The 20,217-nt window shown below is 73.1% G+C and carries 17 protein-coding genes; 9 read left to right on the top strand and 8 right to left on the bottom strand.

Annotated elements, in window-relative coordinates; translation table 11 throughout:
- Positions 1 to 23 precede the first annotated feature (23 nt).
- The gene (locus ACIA8O_RS30585; protein WP_396297226.1) at positions 24 to 1,052 is read right to left on the bottom strand and encodes an iron-siderophore ABC transporter substrate-binding protein; all 1,029 of its coding nucleotides are present in this window, start codon (positions 1,050 to 1,052) and stop codon (positions 24 to 26) included.
- Between the two features lie 369 nt (positions 1,053 to 1,421).
- On the opposite strand from ACIA8O_RS30585, the gene ACIA8O_RS30580 reads away from it, so the two are divergent.
- The 4 genes from ACIA8O_RS30580 (at position 1,422) to ACIA8O_RS30565 (ending at position 5,486) form a co-directional block, all read left to right on the top strand.
- Positions 1,422 to 2,369, top strand: a complete 948-nt coding sequence (locus ACIA8O_RS30580) for a methionyl-tRNA formyltransferase (protein ID WP_396297225.1) — start codon at positions 1,422 to 1,424, stop codon at positions 2,367 to 2,369.
- A 152-nt stretch (positions 2,370 to 2,521) separates the two neighbouring features.
- Positions 2,522 to 3,544, top strand: coding sequence for an SMP-30/gluconolactonase/LRE family protein (locus ACIA8O_RS30575; RefSeq protein WP_396297224.1), 1,023 nt, complete (start codon positions 2,522 to 2,524; stop codon positions 3,542 to 3,544).
- 91 nt (positions 3,545 to 3,635) lie between these two features.
- Positions 3,636 to 4,094, top strand: coding sequence for a DUF5990 family protein (locus ACIA8O_RS30570; protein ID WP_396297223.1), 459 nt, complete (start codon positions 3,636 to 3,638; stop codon positions 4,092 to 4,094).
- A gap of 180 nt (positions 4,095 to 4,274) precedes the next feature.
- Entirely contained in the window at positions 4,275 to 5,486 is a 1,212-nt protein-coding gene (locus ACIA8O_RS30565) for a DUF418 domain-containing protein (protein WP_396297222.1), read from the top strand.
- A gap of 79 nt (positions 5,487 to 5,565) precedes the next feature.
- Here the strand turns inward: ACIA8O_RS30565 and ACIA8O_RS30560 are convergent, their stop codons facing one another.
- Entirely contained in the window at positions 5,566 to 7,617 is a 2,052-nt protein-coding gene (locus ACIA8O_RS30560) for a phosphocholine-specific phospholipase C (protein ID WP_396297221.1), read from the bottom strand.
- Between the two features lie 322 nt (positions 7,618 to 7,939).
- Here ACIA8O_RS30560 and ACIA8O_RS30555 point away from each other — a divergent pair, with 322 nt between their 5' ends.
- Together ACIA8O_RS30555 and ACIA8O_RS30550 are read left to right on the top strand one after the other, a co-directional pair.
- Positions 7,940 to 8,461: an SgcJ/EcaC family oxidoreductase gene (locus tag ACIA8O_RS30555; RefSeq protein WP_396297220.1), complete on the top strand. Its 522-nt coding sequence runs from the start codon at positions 7,940 to 7,942 to the stop codon at positions 8,459 to 8,461.
- Positions 8,462 to 8,609: 148 nt separating this feature from the next.
- Positions 8,610 to 8,753, top strand: a complete 144-nt coding sequence (locus ACIA8O_RS30550; protein WP_396297219.1) for a hypothetical protein — start codon at positions 8,610 to 8,612, stop codon at positions 8,751 to 8,753.
- Between the two features lie 6 nt (positions 8,754 to 8,759).
- Here ACIA8O_RS30550 and ACIA8O_RS30545 read toward each other — a convergent pair whose 3' ends face one another.
- From ACIA8O_RS30545 to ACIA8O_RS30520, 6 genes are all read right to left on the bottom strand, one after another.
- Positions 8,760 to 10,142 (bottom strand): sensor histidine kinase, encoded by a 1,383-nt coding sequence (locus ACIA8O_RS30545; RefSeq protein ID WP_396297218.1) that lies wholly within the window; start codon positions 10,140 to 10,142, stop codon positions 8,760 to 8,762.
- Positions 10,139 to 10,900 (bottom strand): response regulator transcription factor, encoded by a 762-nt coding sequence (locus ACIA8O_RS30540; protein ID WP_396297217.1) that lies wholly within the window; start codon positions 10,898 to 10,900, stop codon positions 10,139 to 10,141. The genes ACIA8O_RS30545 and ACIA8O_RS30540 overlap by 4 nt, the downstream gene beginning before the upstream one ends.
- A gap of 49 nt (positions 10,901 to 10,949) precedes the next feature.
- Complete coding sequence (locus ACIA8O_RS30535; protein WP_396297216.1) at positions 10,950 to 12,647, bottom strand: AMP-binding protein; 1,698 nt, start codon at positions 12,645 to 12,647, stop codon at positions 10,950 to 10,952.
- A gap of 146 nt (positions 12,648 to 12,793) precedes the next feature.
- The gene (locus tag ACIA8O_RS30530; protein WP_396297215.1) at positions 12,794 to 14,656 is read right to left on the bottom strand and encodes a helix-turn-helix domain-containing protein; all 1,863 of its coding nucleotides are present in this window, start codon (positions 14,654 to 14,656) and stop codon (positions 12,794 to 12,796) included.
- A 104-nt stretch (positions 14,657 to 14,760) separates the two neighbouring features.
- On the bottom strand, positions 14,761 to 17,583 hold the full coding sequence (locus ACIA8O_RS30525) for a molybdopterin-dependent oxidoreductase (protein WP_396297214.1): 2,823 nt from the start codon (positions 17,581 to 17,583) through the stop codon (positions 14,761 to 14,763).
- Positions 17,580 to 18,476 carry an FAD binding domain-containing protein gene (locus ACIA8O_RS30520; protein ID WP_396297213.1) on the bottom strand — a complete coding sequence of 299 codons (897 nt, stop codon included), beginning with the start codon at positions 18,474 to 18,476 and terminating at the stop codon, positions 17,580 to 17,582. Before ACIA8O_RS30520 ends, ACIA8O_RS30525 begins: the two co-directional genes overlap by 4 nt.
- A gap of 275 nt (positions 18,477 to 18,751) precedes the next feature.
- On the opposite strand from ACIA8O_RS30520, the gene ACIA8O_RS30515 reads away from it, so the two are divergent.
- The 3 genes from ACIA8O_RS30515 to ACIA8O_RS30505 are packed head-to-tail and all read left to right on the top strand — an operon-like array spanning position 18,752 to position 20,101.
- Positions 18,752 to 19,207 carry a hypothetical protein gene (locus tag ACIA8O_RS30515; RefSeq protein ID WP_396297212.1) on the top strand — a complete coding sequence of 152 codons (456 nt, stop codon included), beginning with the start codon at positions 18,752 to 18,754 and terminating at the stop codon, positions 19,205 to 19,207.
- Between the two features lie 13 nt (positions 19,208 to 19,220).
- Positions 19,221 to 19,670 carry a hypothetical protein gene (locus ACIA8O_RS30510; protein ID WP_396297211.1) on the top strand — a complete coding sequence of 150 codons (450 nt, stop codon included), beginning with the start codon at positions 19,221 to 19,223 and terminating at the stop codon, positions 19,668 to 19,670.
- Positions 19,670 to 20,101, top strand: coding sequence for a hypothetical protein (locus ACIA8O_RS30505; protein ID WP_396297210.1), 432 nt, complete (start codon positions 19,670 to 19,672; stop codon positions 20,099 to 20,101). The genes ACIA8O_RS30510 and ACIA8O_RS30505 overlap by 1 nt, the downstream gene beginning before the upstream one ends.
- Positions 20,102 to 20,217: the final 116 nt, after the last annotated feature.

Below are 20,217 nucleotides of genomic sequence, written 5' to 3'. Positions count from 1 at the left end.
TCGGGGGGACGGCGGCGCCCGGACTACTGCTTGGCGCCGAGCAGTGGCTCGATCTGGTCGATCGCGTAGGGGATCGAGAGCACGGTGTTGAAGGAGAACGCCGCGCCGACGTCCGGGTCGGTGTAGGGGACGAACAGGTCCCGCTTCTCCTGCTGCACCTTGAGCTTGCGGTAGAACGGCTCGCCCTTGATCCGCTCGTTGGCCGCCGTGCTGGAGGTGACCCAGACCAGCCGGTCGGTGTCGAGCACGTCGAGCTTCTCGGCGCTCAGCTCGGCGACGTTCCAGCCCGGCTTGGCCAGGGCGTCGATCTCCGGCTTGAGCTTGAAGCCGAGTTCGTTGAAGAAGATCGCCTTCGGGTCGGTCCGGGTGAACGCCGAGTACTTCCCGGCCTCGAAGCTGTCGGCGACGGCGACGGTCTGTTGCGCCCACTCGGGGTGCCGGTCCTTGACGGCCTTGAACCGTGCGCCGATCGCGGCGATCTTCTGCTCCGCCTCGGCCTCCTTGCCGAGCGCCTTGCCGATCTGGCGGGTCATCACCTGCCAGGGCGCGGCGTAGTCCTGGTGCTCCTTGGGCTGGGCGACCACCGGGGCGATCCTGCGCAGGGTGTCGTACTGCTCCTGCTTCAGCCCGGAGTACTGGGCGATGATCAGGTCGGGCTTCAGCCCGGCGATCTTCTCCATGGTGTACTCGTCGCGCTCGCCGACCACCTGCGGGGCGGCGCCGCCCCAGAGCTCCTTGGCCCAGGGCCACTTGCCGTACGGGCTCTCCTTGAACCAGTCGACCGCGCCGACCGGCCTGACCCCGAGCGCGAGCACCGCGTCCTGGTCGGAGAGGCCGAGGGTGACCACCCGCTTGGGGGCCGACTTGATCTCGGTGCTGCCGTACTTGTGCTGGACGGTGACGGGGAACCCGGAGCCGGCCGCGCCGCCGCCCGTGGCCGGGGCACTGTCGGCGGCGGGCTCGGCGGCGCTCCCGCAGGCGGCCAGGGTGAGGGCGGTGAGGGCGGCGACGGCCGCGTGCGGGAGGCGTCTGGCGGAGTGGTGCACGGTCATCCTTTCGAGGGCGGACCGGGCCGGGCGCGCCGAAGCGGCCGACCCCGTCCGGGAGTTGCGGGGCGAGGGGGACGTTTCAGCTCGGGGAGGCCGTTCCTCCGTCCGGGGCACTTCCGTCGCGCTCCTCAAGGGCGACGGCCATCGCCGGGGAAGAGCCCGTGAACATGTCGCTCCCAATTCGCGGGCCGGCAGGATCGAAACCTAACTTAGGTAAGCCTAAGTTAATGTGCAAGTGCCTTCGCGAAATCCTCCCCATCCACCCCGTCGACAACTGGCCATTCGATGGCCGGAGTTCGCATTCGTTGCACTACTTAGGCAAGCCTTGCTTTACTTGCCGCGTCCGACCGTCCCTTCCGAGGAGGAACCTCCATGCGGGTCGTCATGTTCGGCTATCAGACCTGGGGCCACCGCACCCTCCGAGCGCTCCTGGACTCCGAGCACGACGTCGTCCTGGTGGTCACCCACCCGGCCAGTGAGCACGCCTACGAGAAGATCTGGAGCGACTCCGTCGCCGAGCTCGCCGAGGCCCACGGCGTCCCGGTGGTGACCCGCAACCGGCCCGACGACGAGGAGCTCTACGCCCGCCTGAAGGAGGCCGACCCGGACGTCATCGTGGCCACCAACTGGCGCACCCTCATCCCACCGCGGATCTTCCAACTCCCGCGCCACGGAACGCTCAACGTGCACGACTCGCTGCTGCCCAAGTACGCCGGCTTCTCCCCGCTGATCTGGGCCCTGCTGAACGGCGAGCCCGAGGTCGGGGTGACGGCCCACCTGATGGACGAGCGGCTCGACGCGGGGGACATCGTGCTCCAGCGCTCCGTCCCGGTCGGCCCCCGGGACACCACCACCGACCTGTTCCACCGCACGCTCGCGCTGTTCGGCCCGATCACGGTCGACGGACTGGCCGAAATCGCCTCCGGCCGGACCGACTTCACCCCGCAGGACCGCTCCGCGGCCACCTTCTTCCACAAGCGGGCGGAGGAGGACATCCGGATCGACTGGCATTGGACGGCCGAGGAGCTGGACCGCCTGGTCCGGGCCCAGTCCGCGCCCTACCCCGCCGCCTTCACCCACCACCGGGGCCGGCGCCTGGAGATCCTGGCCGCCCGGGTCTCCGAGCAGCGGTACGGCGGCACCCCCGGGCGGATCTTCTACCGCGAGGGCGACGGCGTGGTGATCGTCGTCGGCCCGGACGCCCGCAGCGGCCGGGCGCACGGCCTGGCCGTGACCCGGGTCCGCACCGAGGACGGCCGGGAGCTGCCCGCCGCCGAGTACTTCACGACCATGGGCGGGTACCTCACCGAGCGTCCCTGACCTGGCGTCAACCGCGGTGGCCGGAGCGGCGACCGCCGTACCGGAAGGTCACCGTTCCACTTGTGCCGGGCGGGTCTCGCGATGGTGCGCGGACCGGGCGGGGTGTGGTGGAGTGTCCGGCATCGGCTTCCACGGGGGAAGGACACTTCTGCATGCCTGAAAACCTGTCACGGCGCGCCCTGCTAGGCCTCGGTGCGGCCACCGGGGCCGGGGCCCTGCTCGGCCCGCTGGCCGGCGCCGCCTCAGCCGCATCGGCCGCCTCAGCCGCATCGGCCACCTCGGCCGAGGACGACGGCCGGCCCGTCGCCGGGTCGGACCGGTGGCCCACCGCCTTCGCCCTGCCCAACGGCTTCCGCCCCGAGGGCATCGCCGTCGACGCCCGGGGCCGGGCCTACTTCGGCTCACTCGTCGACGGCCGGGTTCTCCGCTACGAACTCGCCACCGGCAAGGGAGAGTTGCTCTACGCCGGCCCGGCCGCCGGGACGCCCTCGCTCGGCATGAAGGCCGACGACCGCGGCCGCCTGTTCACCGCCGGCGCCTGGGGCGGGGACGCCCGGGTGCTGGACACCCGGACAGGCGCGGTCCTGGCCTCCTACCAGCTGGCCGGTGACCCGGCGAACACCTTCGTCAACGACGTGCTGCTCACCCGGCACACGGTCTGGATCACCGATTCGCTCCAACCGGTCCTCTACGGCCTGCCGCTGGGCCCCGGCGGGCGGCTGCCCGGCCCGGACCAGGTGATCCGCCGCCCGCTCACCGGCGACGTGGACCACGTACCGGACGAGATCAACTCCAACGGCATCGAGACCACCCCGGACGGCCGCGCGCTGCTCGTGGTCAACATGACCACCGGCGCCCTCCAGCGGATCGACCCGGCCACCGGCGCCACCGGCAAGGTGGACCTCGGCGGCGGGTCCCTGCCCCACGGCGACGGGCTGCTCCGGCGCGGCCGGGACCTCTACGTGGTGCGCAACCAGGCCAACGAGGTCACCGTGGTCCGCCTCGACGCCGCCGGACGCCGCGGCACCGTCACCCGCCGGATCACCGACCCGCGCTTCCGGGTCCCCGCCACGGTGGCCGCCTTCGGCGACCGGCTCTACCTGCCGAACGCCCGCTTCGACACCGAGCCCACCCCGGACACCGACTACGACGTGGTCGCCGTCCCGCTGCACTGACACGGGCCCCGTCACCGCACCGCCGTGCCGCCCTGCCATCGTGCCGCCGGGGTCCGTTCCGCTGACGGACCCCGGCGGCACAATGGCGCGCATGGAGATCCGCATCGAGGCGCACCACCTGCCCGGCCGCGACTGCCCGCCCGGGCCGGGCTTCCCCGGCTACCGGGAGGTCCGGGTGGGCCTGCAACGCAAGGGCAGGGCCGACGAGTTGCTCGACCCCGTGCCGGGGGACGCCGCCTCCGCCCGGTGGACGGCGGAGTGCACGGTGAAGGAGTCCGGGAGCGGCCCGGACCTCACCGGCCCCTACCTCCAGGGCCGTCCCGGGGCCCGCTTCCTCTACCTCACCTGGACCGGCGAGGGCCCCGGCGGCGGCCGCGAGCTCTTCCGCCGGGCCAAGCTGATGCTCGACGGCGTGCCGCCCGAGGTGCTCCGGGCCGCCCTCGCCACCGGCCGGCTGACCGGCCGTCTGGGCCTCACCGACCGCCTCGGCCAACCGCTCTGCGCGGCGGTCCGCCCGCCCCGGGTGGTCTGGACCGGTGACATCGACTGACGATCCGTCAATTCTGTTTCCGCGCAGACCTGTTGGCCTCCGGGGCGCCTCCTTCCTACGGCGGAGTCCCCCGGCCCGCGCGTACGACCATCGGCGGACACCGCCTCCTCACTGATCACGAGGCGGCCCCGCCGCACACCCGGCGACGATGGGCACCGACCCCCGAGAGAGGTGCCCCAGGTGTCCGTTCCCGTACCGCCCGGCCCGGCGGGCCCCGACCGCCTCCCCCTGCTCGATGTCCTCCGCGGCGTGGCGATCCTCGGCACGCTCATGACCAACGTCTGGGTCTTCGCCGCCCCCGGCGCGGAGTGGGGCGTGCTCACCGGGACCGCCTCCGGGGCCTCGCTCGGCCACCTCCTGGACGAACCCTCGCCCGCACTGGCGGCGGAGACCCTCTTCCGGCTCGCCGCCGACGGCAAGTTCCTCGCCCTGCTCACCGTGCTGTTCGGCGTCGGACTGGCGATCCAGTACGACTCGGCCCGCCGTCGCGGGCGCCCGTGGCCGAGGAGCTACCGCCCCCGGGCGTGGTTCCTGCTCGCCGAGGGCACCGTGCACTTCGTCCTGGTCTTCGCCTGGGACGTCCTGATGGCCTACGCGCTCTGCGCGCTGCTGGTCTCCCGGCTGCTCGCCGCCCCGCCCCGGGTCCGGCGGGTGGTGTTCCGGTCGGCCGTCGCCTTCCACCTGCTGCTGATGACCGGCCTGACGGTCGTGCTCGCGCTCGACGACGGCGGCGCGACGACCGGCCCGGACCTCGACCCCGCCGTGGCGGAGCTGTACGCCCACGGGAGCTACCCCGCCCAGGTGGCCTTCCGGCTCACCCACGCACTCGCCCTGCGGATCGAACCGGTGCTGAGCTTCGCCCTGCTGGTCACCCTGTTCCTGGCCGGCGTCCGACTGCTGCGCGCCGGCGCCTTCGCCCCCGGCGAGCACGGCCGCCGCCTGCGCGTCCGCCTGCTCGGCTGGGGCCTCGGCCTCGGCCTGCCGCTGACCCTGGGCGCCTCCCTGGCGGGCTCCGACGGCTTCCTGATCCAGCGTTACGTGGCCGGCCCGGTCCTCGCCCTCGGCTACCTCGGCCTAGTCGGCGTGACCCTCGACCGGGTGGGACGCCTGCCGCTGGTCACCGGCCTGAGCGCCGTGGGCCGCACCGCGCTCTCCTGCTACGTCGCGCAGAACCTGCTCTGCATGCTCGCCTGCTACGGGATCGGGCTCGGCCTCGCCGAGCGCCTGCGCGACAGCGGCCCCTGGTGGGTGATGGGCCTGTGGGCCGCGGTCTCCGCCGTCCTGGTACTCGGTGCCCGCCTCTGGCTGCACCGCTTCCCCACCGGTCCGCTGGAGTCCGTCCAGCGCCGCGTGCTGCGCCGCCCGCCCGAGGCCTCGCCTTCCACCTCCTGAGACCCTCCGGACCGCCCGGACCCCCCGCGTCGTGGTCGACGACGCGGGCGGCCCGGACGGCCGGTGTCCCGGCGTCGGCTCAGTCGGTGAGGATGCCCGGGTCCGAGACACCCGGCGCACCGGTCTCCACCACGCCCGCGAGGCGGCGGACGAAGTCGGCGGTGGTGTTCGCCGTGACGGTGACGTCGTACCAGCGGTTCCCGGCGGCCAGGTCCAGCGAGAGGGCGACCGTGGCGCCGGTGGCCACCGTGACCGTGCGGGTGGTGTTGCCGTAGGCGTTGACCACCGTCAGGACGGCGCTCGCGCCCGCGTTGGTGAAGGTCAGGTCGAGCTGCCCGGTGGCCGCGTTGTGACGGGCCCTCACCTCGGGAGCGGCCGTCTTGCCCGGGTTGCGGAAGCGGCGCAGGAAGCCGTTCGGCCCGTGCACGGTGAGGTCGGTGACACCCTTGGAGTAGGTGGTGTTCCAGGTGTCCGCGATCGACTTGCCGGCCTCGGCAGTGTAGGTCCACGGGGCGTCGGTCCGGTTGGCCGAGGTCACGTAGAACTGGGCACCGGCGGACGGCCCGCCGCTGAAGGTCAGCTTGTACTTGCCGCCCGCCACGTCCGCCGAACCGTCCACGTACGGCGCGTACTTGAGCGGACGGGTCGGCCTGGAGCCGGCCTCCTGGCGCGGCATCGTGCCGACCGTCGGGGCGACCGCGAGGAAGTCGCTGTGGCGGTTCTTGTCCGGCGGGTAGTAGCCGGCCGTGGACGGCAGCGCGGCGGCGGTGCCGGTGCGGGCGAAGTCGAACGCCGAGGTGAGGTCACCGCAGATCGCGCGGCGCCAGGGCGAGATGTTCGGCTCGGCCACGCCGAAGCGCTTCTCGATGAAGCGGATCACCGAGGTGTGGTCGAAGGTCTCCGAGCAGCTGTAGCCACCGGTGCTCCAGGGCGAGACCACGATCATCGGCACCCGGGGGCCGAGGCCGTACGGACCGGCCGCGTAGCCGGTCTTGCCCGGGAAGTAGTCCAGCGTGGTGGGCACGGTGGACAGGCCCTGGGAGGTGCCGGACGGCGGGTACGGCGGCACCACGTGGTCGAAGAAGCCGTCGTTCTCGTCGTAGGTGATGAAGAGTGCGGTGCGGGCCCACACCTCGGGGTTGGAGGTGAGCGCGTCCAGCACCTGGGAGATGTACCAGGCACCGTAGTTGGCGGGCCAGTTGGCGTGCTCGGAGAAGGCCTCGGGGGCGGCGATCCAGGACACCTTGGGCAGGGTGCCCGCCTGCACGTCGGCGCGCAGCCGGTCGAAGTAGCCCTCACCGGCCTTGGCGTTGGTGCCGGTGCGGGCCTTCTCGTAGAGCGGGCTGCCGGGCTGGGCGTTGCGGTAGCTGTTGAAGTACAGCAGCGAGTTGTCGCCGTAGTTGCCGCGGAAGGCGTCGTTGATCCAGCCCCAGGAGCCGGCCGCGTTCAGGCCGTCGCCGATGTCCTGGTAGACCTTCCAGGACACCCCGGCCGCCTCCAGGCGCTCCGGGTAAGTGGTCCAGCCGTAGCCCGCCTCGGCGTTGTTGAGCACCGGGCCGCCGCCGGTGCCGTCGTTGCCGGTGTAGCCGCTCCACAGGTAGTAGCGGTTCGGGTCGGTGGAGCCGATGAACGAGCAGTGGTACGCGTCGCAGACGGTGAAGGCGTCGGCCAGCGCGTAGTGGAACGGGATGTCCTGCCGGGTCAGGTAGGCCATCGTGGCGCTGGTCTTGGCGGGGATCCAGTTGTCGTACTTGCCCTTGTTGAAGGCGGACTGGCCGCCGGCCCAGTCGTGGTTCAGGCCCTGGAGGTACTCCATGCCGAGCTTGCTGGAGTTCGGGCGGAACGGCAGGGTGACCTTGCCGCCGCTGGACTGGTTCCAGACCGACTTGCCGCTGGGCAGGGTGACCGGGCGCGGGTCACCGAAGCCGCGCACGCCCTTCATGGCGCCGAAGTAGTGGTCGAAGGAACGGTTCTCCTGCATCAGCACGACGATGTGCTCGACGTCCTGGATGGTCCCGGTGCCGCCCTGCGCGGGGATCGCGGCGGCGCGGGCGATGGAGTCCGAGAGCATGGTCAACGCGGCGGTGCCACCGGCGAGTTGGAGGAACCGGCGGCGATCGATGTTGGTCATGGGTGGCTGTGACCTCGGGAGGGTGAGGGGGCGGAGGACTGGCGGCCCCCAGGAAAACGTTCCTCGGGTACCGCCCGGCGGACCCCTGATGGCTGCCCGCGGTACACCTGGCAAACGCATGCCAACACGCCGAGTTGTCCTGCCCGCGAGAGCCGGTTGTCTGGCCATTTTCCCGATCTGTCCGCAACCTTGTCCGCCCCCTTCCGCTCCCCTGCACCTCTCCTGTACCACCCCTTCCCCGCCGATCGAGAGGGTGGAGCCACTCACGGGCGAACGAGCTCGCGAGCGGACCAGAGCAGAACAGAGCAGAGCAGGAGCAGTGATGAAGCGTCAGCGCACGAGGGGTCAGCGCCCCACCCGCACCCGGATCGCCCTCGCCGCCGCCGTCGCGGTCGCCGCGGCCGCCACCGTCACCGTCGGGGTCGCCCAGGCCGGCGACGACAGGCGCGGCAAGGCCGGCGAGCGGCAGATAGCCGCGCTCTTCGACCAGTGGAACGCCGCCCTGCAGAGCGGCGACCCGGCCAAGGTCGCCGAGCGCTACGCCGAGGACGCGGTGCTGCTGCCCACCGCCTCCCCGCAGATCCGCACCAACCGCGCCGAGATCACCGACTACTTCGAGCACTTCCTGCAGAAGAAGCCGCGCGGCGAGAAGATCCGCTCGGTGATCAACGTCCTGGACAAGGACTCCGCCCTCGACGCCGGCGTCTACCGCTTCCACCTCACCGACCTGAAGACCGGTGTGACCAAGGCCGTCGAGGCGCGCTACACCTACGAGTACGAGAAGCGCAACGGCAAGTGGCTGATCGTCAACCACCACTCCTCGGTCCTCCCCGCCGAAGGCTGACGGCCGGAGGCCGACGGCCGTGTGACGCACGGGGATTCGGTCCGGAGTGTCGCGGAGTGCTGAACCGTTTCGGCGACCGCCGGACTCCCTAGGGTCGTGTCCGCCGGGATCCCACCGGCGCAGAACTCTCGTCCCCCGAGGAGTCCCCGTGCGTCTTCGTCGCACCCTCCGGTCCACCGTCGCCCTGATCATGGCCTTCGGCGGCCTGGGCCTGGTCACCGCCACACCCGCCACGGCGGTCCCCTGTGAGTCCGGCCGGACCGCCGTGAACGCGTACCACCGCTGCGGCTGACGTGCCCTAACGTCCCGTCCGGGGCTCGGTCCTGAGGCCGATCCGGACCCGGAGGCCGCCGCCCGGGGCCTCGGCCAGGGTGGCGGTTCCGCCGTCGTCGGTGACCAGTTGGCGGACGATGGCCAGGCCCAGGCCGGAGCCGGTGCGGCCGGTGAGGCCCTGGCCGCGCCAGAACCGGTCGAAGGCCCGGGAGCGTTCGGCCTCGGACATGCCCGGCCCCTGGTCGAGCACGTCGAGCAGCACCTGGTCGCCCGGGCGGGCGGTGAGGCGCACGGTGATGGTGGAGCCGTCCGGGGAGACCTCCAGGGCGTTGGAGAGCACGTTGTCCAGCACCTGGTCGAGGTTGCCCGGGCCGGCCAGGACCCGCGGCAGGTCGTCGGTGTCCCCCGACAGCGCGATGGTCACCCCGCGCTCCTCCGCCGCCGGGCGCCAGACCGCCAGCCGCTCGGCCACCAACTCCCGCAGTACCAACGGCTCCGGCGCGGAGACCTTGGCCTCCGCCCGGGCCAGCACCAGCAGGCCGCTGACCAGCCGGCTCATCCGGACCACCTCGGCGGTGGCCTGCTCCACGTCCTCCCGGACGAACTCGTCGTCCACGCCGTCGGCGATGTTGTCCAGCGACAGGCGCAGCGCCGTGAGCGGGGTGCGCAGCTGGTGGGAGGCGTCGGCGACGAAGATGCGCTGGGAGGCGACCAGGGTGTCCAGGCGCTCGGCACCCTGGTTGAGGGTCAGGGCGAGCGTCCTGGTCTCCTGCGGTCCGGTGACCGGGGAGCGGGCGGTCAGGTCCCCGGCGCCGAACCGGCTGGCCATCTCGTTGAGTTGGCGCAGCGGGCGGGTGAGCAGCCGGGCCACGATGGCGCCGAGCCCGGCGGCCACCGCCAGGACCCCGACCGCGAGGATCGCGCGGAAGCCCCAGATCCGCCAGAGCCGGTCGGTGAGGTCGGCGGTGGCGTAGCGGATCCGCACCGCGCCGGTGATCGTGCCCGAGTCCGGGGCCCGGGCCGGGACGGTGACGACCAGTTCGGGGCCCCAGACCAGGCGGGAGCCCCAGTCCACCGTGGTGCGGCCCTCGCTGACGGCGCGTCGGAGCGCCTCGTCGGTCGGCTCCTCGGGCCGCGGCAGCGCGTCCACCGATCCCCCGTCGGCCGCCACCACCTCCACCCGGCCCGGGGTCTCCTCCGCGTAGGCGCCGGCCAGCCGGGAAAGCGCTTGCCTGGCCGGCTGATCGCCGGCGCCGAGCAGCAGCGCCATGGTGGTGGCCTCGCGGCGCACCGACTCCTCGGTGTCGCCGCGCAGCTGTGCGGTGAGGGTGAAGGCGACCGGCACGGTGAAGGCGGCCAGCGCGACCGCCACCAGCAGCACGTAACTGACGATCAGCCGCCGGATCATGCCGGACGGTCCCCGCCCCGATCTGCGCCCCGATCCGCGGGTGCCGTCCCGCCCGCGGGCGCCGTCCCGTCCCCGGCCGCCGTCCCGTCCGCGATGACCAGCCGGAAGCCGACGCCGCGCACCGCCTCGATCACCACCGCTCCGGCGAGCTTGCGGCGCAGCGCGGCCACGTGCACGTCCAGGGTCTTGGTCGGGCCGAACCAGTTGGCGTCCCAGACCGCCTCCATGATCTGCTCACGGCTCATCAGGGCGCCCGGCTCCTCGGTGAGGAAGGCCAGCAGGTCGTACTCCTTGGGGGCGAGCGCGACCTCGGTGCCGTCCAGGTGCACCCGGGCGGCCCGGCGGTCCACGGTGAGCCGGGACCCGTAGCGGTCGGGCCCGCTGCCCGCACCGGTGGTGGGGCGGGGCTGGACGCGCCGCATCACCGCCCTGATCCGGGCGATCACCTCGCGGACCCCGAACGGCTTGGAGACGTAGTCGTCCGCGCCGAGTTCCAGCCCCACCACCCGGTCGGTCTCGTCGCTGCGGGCGCTGATCACGATGATCGGCACCGTGCCCCGGGCCCGCAGCTCCTTGCACACGTCCAGCCCGTCGGTGTCGGGCAGCCCGAGGTCGAGCAGCACCAGGTCGTACGGCTCCGCGACGGTCAGCGCCGCCTGGCCCGTGGCGACCCACTCCACCTCGAACCCGTAGCGCAGCAGGCCCCGCCGAAGCGACTGGGCGACCGGCTCGTCATCCTCCACCAGCAGTACACGCACGTGGGCCACCCTAGCCGGGCCCCGCGGCGGAGCCCGGAGGGGGCCGCCGTCAGGCGTGTTCGGCGCCGGCCTCGCGCCGGAGGCCGAGCAGTTCGATCGCCTCCTCGCGCATCTCCACCTTGCGGATCTTGCCGGTGACGGTCATCGGGTACTCCTCGACCAGGTGGACGTAGCGCGGGACCTTGTAGTGGGCGATCCGGCCGTCGCAGTAGGCCCGGAGCGCCTCCGGGGTCAACTCGGCCGCGCCCGGGCGGAGTTTGACCCAGGCCATCAGCTCCTCGCCGTACTTGGCGTCCGGCACCCCGATCACCTGGGCGTCCAGGACGTCCGGGTGGGTGTGCAGGAACTCCTCGATCTCGCGCGGGTAGAGGTTCTCGCCGCCCCGGATCACCATGTCCTTGATCCGGCCGGTGATGTTGAGGTAGCCCTCCTCGTCCATCACCGCCAGGTCGCCGGTGCGCATCCACCCCTCGGCGTCCACCGCCTCGGCGGTGCGCTCGGGGTCGTTCCAGTAACCGAGCATCACCGAGTAGCCCCGGGTGCGGAGTTCGCCGTGGGTGCCGCGCGGGACGGTCTCACCGGTGTGCGGGTCGGCCACCTTCACCGTCAGGTGCGGGCCGACCCGGCCCACGGTGGAGACCCGGCGCTCGATCGGGTCGTCCAGCCGGGTCTGGGTGGAGACCGGGGAGGTCTCGGTCATGCCGTAGCAGATCGAGACGTCGCGCATGCCCATCCGCTCGACCACCTGCTTCATCACCTCCACCGGGCAGGGCGAGCCCGCCATGATGCCGGTGCGCAGGCTGCTCAGGTCGTGCTCCTCGAAGGAGGGGTCGTTGAGCTCGGCGATGAACATGGTGGGCACGCCGTAGAGGGAGGTGCAGCGCTCGGCGGCGACCGCGCGCAGGGTGGCGGCCGGCTCGAAGCCGGGGGCCGGGATGACCACGCAGGCGCCGTGGGTGAGGGCCGCGAGGTTGCCCATCACCATGCCGAAGCAGTGGTAGAAGGGGACGGGCACGCAGATCCGGTCCTGTTCGGTGTAACCGCAGAGCTCGCCGACGAAGTGACCGTTGTTCAGGATGTTGCGGTGGGAGAGCGTGGCCCCCTTCGGGAAGCCGGTGGTGCCGGAGGTGTACTGGATGTTGATCGCCTGTTCGGCGCCCAGCCCTCCGGCCACCGCCTCCAGCCGGGCCCGGTCGGCCGGGTCGGCCGGGTCGGCCGGGTCGGCCGGGTCGGCCGGGTCGGCCGGGTCGGTGGCCGTCAGCTCGCGCCAGCCGTCGGTGCCGATCAGCAGGACGTCCGCCAGCTCCGGGCAGGCCGGGCGGGCCTCGGCCAGCATGGCCGCGTAGTCCGAGGTCTTGAAGGAGGGCGCGGCGATGACCGTGCGGATGCCCGACTGCCGCAGCACGTACTCGAGTTCGTGGCTGCGGTAGCCGGGATTGACGGTCACCAGCACCGCGCCGATCCGGGCGGTGGCGTACTGGGTGAACACCCACTCCGGACAGTTCGGTGCCCAGATGCCGACCCGGTCACCGGGCGCGACGCCGAGCCGGAGCAGTCCGAGCGCCACGCGGTCCACCTCGTCCGCGAGCTGACGGTACGTCCAGCGGCGCCCGCTCGGGACGTCCACCAGGGCCTCGCGGTCCGGGTGGGCCAGCACGGTGCGGTCGAAGGCCTCCCCGATGGTGACCTCCAGCAGCGGGGACTCCGTGGGACCGGTGCTCAGGCTGGGCAGGGGGGCCGTCGGCATGCGGGACTCCTGGGCTCGTGCGGACTGCTCGTGCGGACTGCTCGTCGGACGGAGGATCACCGAATCGAGGATCACCGAGTCTAGGCGGCCGTCCGACCGTTCGGCAGGGTCCGGCGGGAATCCCCGAGTGCCGGTCGGACGGGCCGTCAGCCCTCGGCGGTGGAGCAGAGCAGGGCCGCCCGCAGGTCCATCCGGTGTTCCAGCTGGGTGAGGCTGCGCCCGGTCAGCTCCTCGATGCGGCGGATGCGGTAGTGCACGGTGTTGACGTGGATGTGCAGCGCCTCGGCGGTGCGGGACCAGGAGGCGTTGTGCCGGAGGAAGGTGTCCAGGGTGTCGAGCAGCGAGACGGGGTTGGCCCGGTCGTGGGCGGCCAACGGGGCCAGCAGGCGCCACCGGAAGGCGGCCCGCACCTCGGGCGGGATACCGCCCAACAGGGCGGCGAGGGAGCCCAGTTCGGCGCTGCTGCCGACGGCTCCGCCGGCGCCGGAGGCCAGGGCGTAGCGGGCCTGCACCAGGGCGGCGGCCAGCTCGGCCCGCTCCGGTTCCGCGGTCGGTCCGACGCCGGCGCGCAGCGGCCCGTGCCCGGCGAGGCGGCGCTCGAACCGGGGCCAGGACGCGCGCAGGGCCGCCGTGACCTCCGCCGCCGGCGCGGCCACCAGGGCGACCGCGCAGCCCCGGCCGGGGCGGACGGCGCCCTGCGGCGGCGCGTCGGCGGAGAGCGGCGCTGCGTCGGCGGACGACGGTGCGGGCTCGTACGAGGGCGCCGGCTCGTACGGGACCAGTGCCGGGACCGGGGCCAGGGCCGAGGCCGGGGTCAGGGCCGAGGCCGGGTGGGGCGACTCCGGGGCGGCGGCGAACGGGACGCCCGCCAGGTGCAGCGCCTCCGCGAGGGCCGCGACCGCCCAGCCCTCGGGAGCGCCCTCGGCCCGTACCACCACGGGGGTAAGCGCTTTCCGGACCGGGAGCCGACAGAGCGTCAGGGCCTCGGCCAGGCCGGGCCCGCCGTCCGGCCCGAGCAGGCCGACCAGGCGGGCGGCGGTGCGGCGTTGGGCGGCCGTGGTGGCCCTGGCCCGGGCGGCCGAGGGGGCCAGCAGCTCGGCGAGACCGTGCAGCAGCGCCCGGGCGGCCGGGACCGGGTCGCTCGCGGTCCGCAGCAGCCAGCCGTCGAACGGCGTGTCCCCCGGTGGACCGACCGGAACGACCCAGCCGTCCCGTCTCCCCCAGCGGCCGTCCCGGTCACCCCGGTCACCACCCCGGCCGCCCCGGCCGTCGCCTCGGCCGTCGCCCCGGTCACCGCTCGGCGTCGCGAGCACCTCGGCCTCCGCCTCCTCCGAGGACGCGGCCAACACCCGCCCGGAACCGGTGAGCAGCACGCAGCCCGGCAGCCCGAGCCGGTTCACCGCCCTCGCCAGCACCTCCCCCAGCACCGCGTCCCGCACGGTCCCCGGCGTACCCGACGCGCCCGGCACACCCCGTACACCCGACGCACCGTCAGTCTGCGCACCGTGGACGGCCCCACCGCCGGCCGCCGCCCTGGCCTGCTCGCCGAGCAGCGCCAGCAGGTCCTTGCGGACCGCCGCCGGCAGGGCGGCCGCACCCTCCTCCGGGGCCCCGAGCTCACCCCAGAGCCGCAGGTAGACCCGGTCGGTGACGGCCCGGAAGCTGGTGCCGGCCGGGACGGAGAGCAGCGGGACGCCGTGCAGGCGGCAGGCCTCGGCCAGCTCGGGCGGGACGGCCCCGTGGGTGCCCTCGCCCGCCAGCAGGGCGGCGGCGCCCGCGCTGCGCAGCGCGTTGGCGAACCGCAGCGCGGCCGAGGCGGCGGCCGGGCCGTCCTCGGGACGCCACCAGACCAGCCCGCTGAGCACCAGCTCGCCGCGCTGGAGGTAGCGGGCCGGGTCCTGGAGGTCGGTGGAGGTGACTCCGGTGACCTCGGCGGCCAGCAGCTCCGGGGTGGCCCAGGCCGCTTCGATGTGCAGGTCGGCCAGGTCCAGCAGGTCCCCGACGATCATGTGGTGCTCCTTGTGCTCCGCGCCCTGGCCCACCCTCGCCGATGCCAGGAGATCACGCAGTTGTGCATGGTAGATGCAAGTTTCCGAACCGTCTTTCCCTCCTGTCACTTCCTCCGAGCGGGCGCCCCCTCCGGTCCCTCCGCCTCGGAGGCGCGCACAGTTCCGGCCTCCTGGAGCGCCCGCCAGACCTTGTCCCGCAGGAACGGCGCCTCGGTGAAGCGGATGCCGGTGGCGTCCCGGAGCGCGTTGGCGAAGGCGGGCGGCACCGGGTTGAACGGGCTCTCCGACATCGACTTGGCGCCCAGCGGCCCGATGGCGTCCGAGGTCTCGCTGAAGTGCACCTCGGTGCGCGGCACGTCCGCGAAGGCGGGCAGCCGGTAGCGGCGGAAGGCCGCCGTCGTCACCTCCCCGCGCTCGTCCAGCAGCACCTGCTCGAACAGCGTCGCGCCGAGCGCCTGGGCCACTCCGCCCTCCACCTGGCCCCGGCACTGGAGCGGGTTCATCACCTTGCCCGCGTCGGCGCCGTGGACGCTGCGCAGGATGCGGATCTCCCCGGTGTCCGGGTCGACCGCGATCCGGAACCACTGGGAGTTGAACGCCACCGAGCGCGGCGAGCCGCCGAAGTGCCCGTCGGCCCGCAGCTCCACGCCCTGTTCCCGCGCGGCCTGGTGGACCTCCTTGAGCGGCACCGTCCGCCCGTCGCACTCCACCGCCTCCGCGCCGAGGCGGACCAAGGCGCGCGGCGTGCGGGCGTACTCGGCGGTGAAGCTGACGATCCGTTCGGCCAGCGCGTTGGCGGCCTTCATCACCGCCTTCCCCGCCACCACCGTGCCCGCCGAGCCGAACGCGCCGGTGTCGTGCCCCACCAGGTCGGTGTCCGACTGGCGGATGCCGATCCGGTCGACCGTGGTGCCCAGCGCCCCGGCGGTGATCTGCTGGTGCACGGTGGTGGTGCCGTTGCCGAACTCGGCGGTGCCGACGGCGACGTCGTACGTCCCGTCCTCCAGCAGCTTCACCGTGGCGTCGGCGATGTGGCCGCCCGGCGGCCCGCAGGCGATCGCGGCCATGGCGAAGCCCTGGCCCACCAGCCAGCCCTCTGGGGCCCGTTCGGCACTGGTGTCCCCGGCCAAGGCGTCGCGCACCACCTGCAGGCACTGGTCCAGCCCGTAGCTGGCGATGTGCAGGTCCTCCTCCTCGCCGAGCGGGCCCTCCATGTGCTCACCCGGCCCGATGACGTTCCGCTCCCTCAACTCCAGCGGGTCGATGCCGAGTCGGCGGGCCAGTTCGTCCATCGCCGACTCCACGGCGAAGGTGACCTGCCCCAGGCCGTAGCCGCGGAAGGCCCCGGCCGGCACGCCGTTGGTGTAGACGGAGTACGCGTCGACCTTCTTGTGCGGCGCCCGGTAGACGCCCATCGACTCGCCGACGCTGTGGAACATCACCGCCGGGCCGTGATTCCCGTACGCGCCCGTGTTGGAGACCACCCGGTACTGGAGGGCCGTCAGGGTGCCGTCCCGCTTGGCGCCGAGCTTGACCGTGATGACGAACGGGTGCCGGGTGGTGGCACCGTGGAACTGCTCGGCGCGGGTGAACTCCAGCTTCACCGGCCGGTGCAGGCGCAGCGCCGCCAGCACCGCGATGTCCTCGGTGAGCATCTCCTGCTTGCCGCCGAAGCCGCCGCCGACCCGGCCCGCCACCACCCGCACCTTCTCCGGCGGCAGGTCGTACAGGTCGCAGAGCGCCCGTCGGGTCAGGAACGGCACCTGGGTGGAGGACCGCACCACGATCCGTTCCTCCCCGCCCGGCCCCTCACCCTCCTCACCCTCCTCGTCCTCCTCGTCCTTCTCGAACCAGACGACGCAGCCGTGCGTCTCCAGGCTGGCGTGCTGCACCCGCTGGGTCCGGAAGGTCTCCTCGTAGACCAGGTCCGCCTCGGCGAACCCCTGCTCCACGCTGCCGAGTTCGCCGTGCGCCTCGCCGCAGACGTTGTCCTCGGCGCGGGCGATCCGCGACTCCGGGCCCTTGGGGTGGATCACCGGGGCGCCGGGCCTCATCGCCTCCTCCGGGTCCAGCACGTACGGGAGTTGCTCGTACTCGACCACGATCCGCCGACAGCCCTCCTCCGCCGCGCCCTCGGTCTCGGCGACCACGGCGGCGACCCGCTGGCCGACGAAGCGGACCACGTCGTCCAGCACCCGGGTGTCGTCCGGGTCCTCCGTCGGGTGCTCGTGCCGGGCGGAGGAGTAGAGCCTGTCGGGGGCGTCCTCGTGGGTGAACACCCCCACCACACCGGGCACCCGGCGGGCCGCGGAGGTGTCGATCGAGACGATCCGGGCGTGCGGGTGCGGGGAGCGCAGCAGTTTCATGTGCAGCAGGCCCTCCACCTCCAGGTCGAAGGTGTACCGGGCCGTACCGGTCACCACCTGCGGGCCGGCCGGTGCCCCGAGGCTGCGGCCCACCGCCTTTTCGGCGCACGGGAGTTCGGTGTGACGTACGCCGCGGATCGCGTCCTCGATCGCCCGGTAGCCGGTGCAGCGGCAGAGGTTGCCCTTCAACGCCCGCGGCAGGTCCGCCTTCTTCTCCTCGTCGAAGGACTCCGCGGAGGTGGTCATCAGGAACCCGGCCGTGCAGAAGCCGCACTGGAAGCCCTGGGCATCGAGGAACTGCCGCTGCACCGGGTGGAGTTCACCGTCCTCGGCCAGGCCCTCGACCGTGGTCACGTTCCGCCCCTCGGCCCGCACGGCGGGGTAGAGGCAGCTGTGCACCGGACGGCCGTCCACCTGGACGGTGCAGGCGCCGCAGTCCCCCGCGTCGCAGCCCTTCTTGACGCCGAACCAGCCACGTTCGCGCAGGTAGGTCCGCAGGCACTGGCCGGGGCGGGGCTCGGCCTCGAAGTCCTGCCCGTTGACCCGGACGCTGTAGCTCATCTCCCGACCTCCTCATTCGTCCCGTTCAGCTCGCTCATCTCGCTCGTCCTGCTCGTCCTGCTCGTCCCGCTCAGCTCGCTCAGCTCGCTCAGCTCCCTGCGGATCTCCTCGGCGTGGCGCAGCGTCATGTGGCGCCGCCAGTCCGGGAGTCCGTGGATGTCGTCGAAGTACTCCTCGTCCCGGATGCCCTCCTCAACCGCCTCCCGGACGGCCGCCGCGTTCGGCTCCGGCGGGAACCAGAAGCGGAACGGGCGGACGGTGGAGGCGGTGACGGTCAGGGTGAGGGAGCCGTCCTGCGGGTCGCGGGCGCCGATCACCAGGACGCCGGAGCGGCCGAGGCCGTAGAGCGAGGACTGTCGGAAGGCGGTGCGGGCGGCCAGCGCCCGGGCCGGGAGGGTGATCGAGCGCAGCAGCTCGCCGGGCTCGCGGACGGTCTTCCCGGCCCCGACCACGAACTCGGCGGCCGGTACGCGGCGGTGCCCGCCGGTCTGGTCGCGCAGCAGGCAGACGCCGTCCAGCGCGGCGGTCAGCGAGATCATCGGCCCGGCGGGGAGTCCGTTGCAGAGGTTGCCGCCGACGGTGGCGAGGTTCCAGATCTTCCAGGAGGCCAGGAAGGCCCGGCAGCACTGCTCCACCAGCGGGGCGGCCCGCCACTCGGCCTCCCTCCCGTACGCGGACAGCTCGGCGACGGTGCAGGTGGCGGCGATCTCCAGCCCGCCCTCGGAGGTGCGGGCCAGCGGCTGCCAGCCCATCCGGCCGAGGTCCACCAGGCGCCGCAGGTGCGGCTGCGGCTCGGAGAACAGATAGGTGCCGCCGCCCAGCCACGCGTCCCCGGGCCGCCAGCTCCCGTAGCGTCGGGCGTCGCACACCTCCGTCACCGTGTGCAGGTCCATCGGCGCTCCTCCTCCCGTTCCCGGCTCCCCGGGTTCCCGGCCCTGACCGGCCGTCAGAGCGATTGAAGCTGGCGGGCCGAGGACGGGACGAGTGGGCCGTAACACCAGGCCAGACGGTCTTGCCTGGGTGATCCTCCAGTCCGCCCACTGCAAGGAAAATCGCCTCTTTGCATCGCACCTGCAAGCTGTAAAGCGCGTTCCCATGGGTATCAGCGGCCGCACAGGGGTACCACTCGGCCAGCAGGCCAGCGCGTGCCGGCCGGAAGGAGCCGTCCGTGAGCCAGCCCGCCGCCGTCCGCCTGCGCGGACTGCTCGACGCCCTCGCCGAACTGACGGTGGCCCAGCTGCGCGACCTCCCCTCCCACCGCGTCGAAGCACGCTTCGACTGCCTGGGCAGCGGCGAACAGCACCACGGCTTCGAGGGCCCCCGCCTCTGGGACGTCATCCGCACCGCCGAACCCCGGGTCGACCTGGTCGGCCGCAAGCAGCGCCTGCGCCTCCTCCTCACCGTCACCGGCGCCGACGGCCACCTCGCCGTCCTCTCCTGGGCCGAGATCGACCCCGACTTCGGCGGCCAGCAGATCCTCCTCGCCACCAGCATCGACGACACCCCGCTCGACACCCCCGGCCCGCAACTGGTCGTCCCCGCCGACCGCTGCGGCGCGCGCTACGTCAGCGGAATCACCGAGGTCTGGCTCGGCCCGGCGCCCGATCCGGCCGACCGTCCGTGAGAGGCTCGCCCTCGTGACCACCGAACTCGTCCTCGTCGACGGCCTCAGCCCCGAGGACGTCGCCCTCGTCCACCGTGAGGCCCTCGTGGTGCTCCGCTCCGACCTCGACCAGGCGTGGCTCGAAGCCCGCAGCGACCACCCCTGGCCGCCCGAGGTCCTCGACTCCTACGAGTCCCTGCTCGCCCTGGCCCGCGAGGCCGTGGCCGCCGGCACCCGCTCCCCGGAGTCCGACCCCGGAACGGCGATCGGCATCGACCCCCACGACGACGCCCAGTTCGACCTCTTCTCGGACCTCGCCCCCTACACCACCGGCGCGGAGGCCTGGCGCGACGACGAACTGGTCTTCAGCACCTCCGACACCGGCAGTACCCTCCGGTTCTTCCTGACGGACCGCCAGGAGGCCGAACTCCACTCCCGCCTCGACGCCCTGGGCATCCCCCCGACCGTCCTCGAACCGGCCTGATGGACATCCCCTTCGCGCCCTTCGCCCCCTTCGAAGCCCTGACCGACCGCGCCCCCGGGCACCGTGACGATGCCGCCGCCTCCCTCGGGGACCTGCTACGGAGCCGGGCCCTCGACGCGGACACCGCCCGGCTGATCGTCGGACGCCTCGTCGGTCTGGCCGTCAACGAACCGGTCACCGCAGTCCGTGAGTCCGCCCTCAACGCGATCAGCGACACCTCCCCGCACCATGCCCTGCCCTTCTCCCTGGTCGAACCGCTGATCCCCGCGATGCCGACGATGGGCCCCGAACTGCTCCTCCACACCCTCGACATCCTCGGCACCACCCACGATCGCTCCGCCCTCCCCACGATCGAGGCGCACCTCGGCCATCCCGACCAGGAGGTGCGCGACGGGGCACGGCTCGCGGTCTCCGAGATCAACTGGGCTTGATCCGGTTTGGGGGGGGCCCCCCCCCCCCGGGGGGGGGGCCGCCCCCCCCCCAGACCCAACCACCACCACAACGGGGGGGGGGGGGGGATTGGGAGGTGGTGGCAGAGAGGCGCGCG

Origin of the sequence: Kitasatospora sp. NPDC051853 (assembly GCF_044452665.1) — a bacterium.
GTDB lineage: Bacteria > Actinomycetota > Actinomycetes > Streptomycetales > Streptomycetaceae > Kitasatospora.
Note: the sequence above shows the minus strand (reverse complement) of the source record. Positions and strands in the feature narration are given on the sequence as shown.

Bases quoted from the DNA above. Each gene is read 5' to 3' on its own strand.
- ACIA8O_RS30585 (WP_396297226.1), bottom strand. From the start codon at position 1,052: ATGACCGTGCACCACTCCGCCAGACGCCTCCCGCACGCGGCCGTCGCC.
- ACIA8O_RS30580 (WP_396297225.1), top strand. From the start codon at position 1,422: ATGCGGGTCGTCATGTTCGGCTATCAGACCTGGGGCCACCGCACCCTC.
- ACIA8O_RS30575 (WP_396297224.1), top strand. From the start codon at position 2,522: ATGCCTGAAAACCTGTCACGGCGCGCCCTGCTAGGCCTCGGTGCGGCC.
- ACIA8O_RS30570 (WP_396297223.1), top strand. From the start codon at position 3,636: ATGGAGATCCGCATCGAGGCGCACCACCTGCCCGGCCGCGACTGCCCG.
- ACIA8O_RS30560 (WP_396297221.1), bottom strand. From the start codon at position 7,617: ATGACCAACATCGATCGCCGCCGGTTCCTCCAACTCGCCGGTGGCACC.
- ACIA8O_RS30555 (WP_396297220.1), top strand. From the start codon at position 7,940: ATGAAGCGTCAGCGCACGAGGGGTCAGCGCCCCACCCGCACCCGGATC.
- ACIA8O_RS30545 (WP_396297218.1), bottom strand. From the start codon at position 10,142: ATGATCCGGCGGCTGATCGTCAGTTACGTGCTGCTGGTGGCGGTCGCG.
- ACIA8O_RS30535 (WP_396297216.1), bottom strand. From the start codon at position 12,647: ATGCCGACGGCCCCCCTGCCCAGCCTGAGCACCGGTCCCACGGAGTCC.
- ACIA8O_RS30530 (WP_396297215.1), bottom strand. From the start codon at position 14,656: ATGATCGTCGGGGACCTGCTGGACCTGGCCGACCTGCACATCGAAGCG.
- ACIA8O_RS30525 (WP_396297214.1), bottom strand. From the start codon at position 17,583: ATGAGCTACAGCGTCCGGGTCAACGGGCAGGACTTCGAGGCCGAGCCC.
- ACIA8O_RS30520 (WP_396297213.1), bottom strand. From the start codon at position 18,476: ATGGACCTGCACACGGTGACGGAGGTGTGCGACGCCCGACGCTACGGG.
- ACIA8O_RS30505 (WP_396297210.1), top strand. From the start codon at position 19,670: ATGGACATCCCCTTCGCGCCCTTCGCCCCCTTCGAAGCCCTGACCGAC.